Consider the following 3,014-nt stretch of genomic DNA (forward strand, 5'->3'; position numbering starts at 1 on the left):
TCGCTCCCGCAGCTCAGCGGGGTACTTCCTCGGTGCCGGCATGACTCCAACCCTTCCAGGGTCCAGAGCCTCCAAGATCCCCGGGGCGGTTCAGTGGTGCGGGAAGGCCGAGGGGTTCTTTTGGCGGTATGTCCCGGGATGTGTTCTTTGGTGGTTGGTGGTTTGCTGCGGGTGGCGCGGGCCGGGTTTTCCGGTTCTGCGTTGACCGGTGTGTCCGTCAGAGCTCAAGGAGGAGTTTGATGTCTGTCTACACCCCCCAGCAGATCGGCCAGTCCCTGATCGGTCAGGGCCAGATCGGCCAGTCCCAGATCGGTCAAGGCCAGCAGCTGCTCGGAATCCAGGGGCCGGGGCTGGGGCAGCAGTTGCCGTTGCTGGTGACGGAGCTGTCGCTGCGGTGTGCCGGGACGGCGGTGAACGCGATGGTGGAGCAGCTGCGGATCGACCCGCAGATTCTGATGGGGATCCAGACGCAGGGGCAGATTCCGCCGCAGGCCTGGAGCAGTGTGCTGACCGAGTGTGCGCGGCGTATCGCGCCGATCGTGCATATGACGCTGGCGCAGATCATCAGCCAGGGCCAGGGCCAGATCGGCGAGATCCCGGGGCAGATCGGCCAGATGCCGGGGCAGCAGATCCAGGGCCAGATGGGTCCGCTTCAGGGCCAGGGGCAGCAGATCCAGGGCCAGATGGGCCAGTACGGCCAGCTTCAGGGGCTTCAGGGGTCGGGGATGTACGGGCAGCCGCAGTACGGGCAGCTGCCGGGCATGTGAGGTGTCCGGCCGGGCGGGTCCTCCCCTGCCAGGGGAGGACCCGCCCGGCCGGTAGCCGCCGTCCGGGCCGAGGCGCCGGGCGGCGGATCCTGCCGGCGGGAGCGGTGGCGTGCCCGCTCCCGCCAGGCGCGGCAAGACATGAAGACGTGAAGACGGCGGCAACCTTCTTGGAATGGCGGTTTGGGTGATGAGTGAGCAGGGCGGCAGCGGTGTGAAGCGGGGCAACGCAGGCGAGGGCGCGAAGTCCCCGGGTGGGAGCAGCGGGTCCGGTGACCGGGCTCAGGCTCTCGGCGGGCTGGGCGGGCGTGACGAGGAGCCGCGTGAGCAGCTGCGCTCTGGTGAAGGCGGGCGGGGGGTGCGGGCGGGGTGGGGCCAGTATCTGGTGGCGCCGCGGCCGCTGGGGATGCTGGCGGGCGGGGTCCCGCCGATTGAGGCGTCCGCGCTGTTCACCCTGCTGGAGGAGGACCCCGAGGTGGAGGCGGTGGCGCAGCTACGTCCGTCGCGTTCGCGGGGGCTGGGGGCGATTGCGGGGCCTCGTCTGGCGTGTCCGCCGGTGGCGGTGGTGGTGATGCCCGCGGAGCGGGCCCGTGCGCTGGCGGTGAACCCGCAGGTGGTGGTGGAGAGCGATCAGCCGCTGTGCTATGCCCCGGCCCTGCCGTTGGGCGGGGTGGGGGCCGGGGGAGGGTTGTTCCTGGATCCGGCGCTTGCCGTCCCGCTGGAGGAGCCCGAGCTCCTGCGTGTGCTGGTCAAGGGAGGCGACGGGGAGGTGCTGGCGGGGGCGCATGTGTGGGCGGTGGGCGCTGCCGCGACGGTCCACGCGGTGACCGGCCGGGACGGCCGGGCGAGTCTGGCCCTGACCGCGGACACCCCGGCCACCCTGCGGTCCCTGTATGTGCGCCCGGTGAGCGGCTACTGGCCACGACGCGTGAACTACCCCCTCGGTGCCTGTCAGGGGCAGGAGACGGTGGTGGAGCTGCAGTCGCTGGCGGACACCTTCGAGGGCTTTCCCGGGCGGGCGGTGACCGGATGGGGGGTGCGGGCGATGCGGCTGGACCAGATCCCGTCCGCCTGCCGAGGCCAAGGCATCAAGATCGCCCTCCTCGACTCCGGCGTGGACACCGCCCACCCCGACCTCAAGGACACGCTCCTGACCGGGCATGACTTCACCCGCCTCAGCGGTGAGGAAACCTGGCAGAGGGACCTGACCGGCCACGGCACCTGGTGCGCCGGGATCCTCGCCGCCGCCGACAACCACACCGGCATCACCGGCATCGCCCCCGACGCCGAACTCTACGCACTGAAACTCTTCCCCAACGGACACATCAGCGACCTGCTGCGGGCAGTCGACCACTGCATCACCCACGACATCGACGTCGCCCAGATCAACCTCGCCTACCAGGCCCCCTCCCAGCTCGTAGCGTGGAAACTGCACGACGCAAACACCGCCGGCATCACCGTCATCGCCCCCGCCGGCAACACCCCAGGACCCCTGCGCCACCCCGCCGCCCTCCCAGGCGTCCTCGCCGTGGGCGCAATCACCCACACCGCCGCCCACCCGCCCCACAGCCCCCACCCGCCCACCCCACCGCCCTGCACCGGCTCCTACCCCGCCCCCTTCACCCCAACCGGCCCCGGCATCGACCTCGTCGCACCAGGAACCGCAGTCATCACCACCGCCCCCGGCGACGGCTACACCCCCACCGACGGCACCACCATCGCCGCCGCCCACATCACCGCCCTCACCGCCCTCCTCCTAGCCCACCACGACCACCTGCACACCCAGGCCATGCCCCACACCCCCACCCGCCCCCACCAACTCCACACCCTCCTGCGCACAGCCTGCCGACCCATCCCCGGCACCGACCCCGCACACACCGGCGCCGGCCTCCCCGACGCCCCCACCGCCCTCACCACACCCGCCCCACCCAACCACCCCCACAACCCCCACACCCAACCCATGTACGCAACCACCACCCCAGGCATCTACCCCGCCACCTGAAACCAACCCGCACTCCGCCCCCGGCGCCGCCGCCCCTCACCGCCGGGGACGGACCTTGCCCAGACACCCCCACACCCAACCCTGATTTCGGCCGCCCCCCCAACGGGCCTGTTCCACGCGGACTTCAAACGAGCAGCGGCCTGACTCGCCTGAGGGACTGTAAAAGAAACGGTGTGACTCCGATCATGGAAGAGTGCACCTGTGACCAGCGAGAACATAGCCAAGCCGTCCGAAGCGGGGGCCGCGGA

2 protein-coding genes are annotated in these 3,014 nt (G+C 71.0%); both read left to right on the plus strand.

Annotation, left to right across the window (positions count from 1 at the left end):
• Positions 1-239: 239 nt before the first annotated feature.
• Complete coding sequence (locus ABZX75_RS34130; protein ID WP_355418081.1) at positions 240-767, plus strand: hypothetical protein; 528 nt, start codon at positions 240-242, stop codon at positions 765-767.
• 187 nt (positions 768-954) lie between these two features.
• On the plus strand, positions 955-2,766 hold the full coding sequence (locus ABZX75_RS34135; RefSeq protein WP_355418084.1) for a S8 family serine peptidase: 1,812 nt from the start codon (positions 955-957) through the stop codon (positions 2,764-2,766).
• The last annotated feature ends 248 nt before the right edge of the window (positions 2,767-3,014 follow it).

Source organism: Streptomyces sp. NPDC003038 (assembly GCF_040611115.1).
Taxonomy (GTDB): domain Bacteria; phylum Actinomycetota; class Actinomycetes; order Streptomycetales; family Streptomycetaceae; genus Streptomyces.

Excerpts from the sequence above, each read along its gene's own strand:
- ABZX75_RS34130 (WP_355418081.1), top strand. The coding sequence starts at position 240 with ATGTCTGTCTACACCCCCCAGCAGATCGGCCAGTCCCTGATCGGTCAG.
- ABZX75_RS34135 (WP_355418084.1), top strand. The coding sequence starts at position 955 with ATGAGTGAGCAGGGCGGCAGCGGTGTGAAGCGGGGCAACGCAGGCGAG.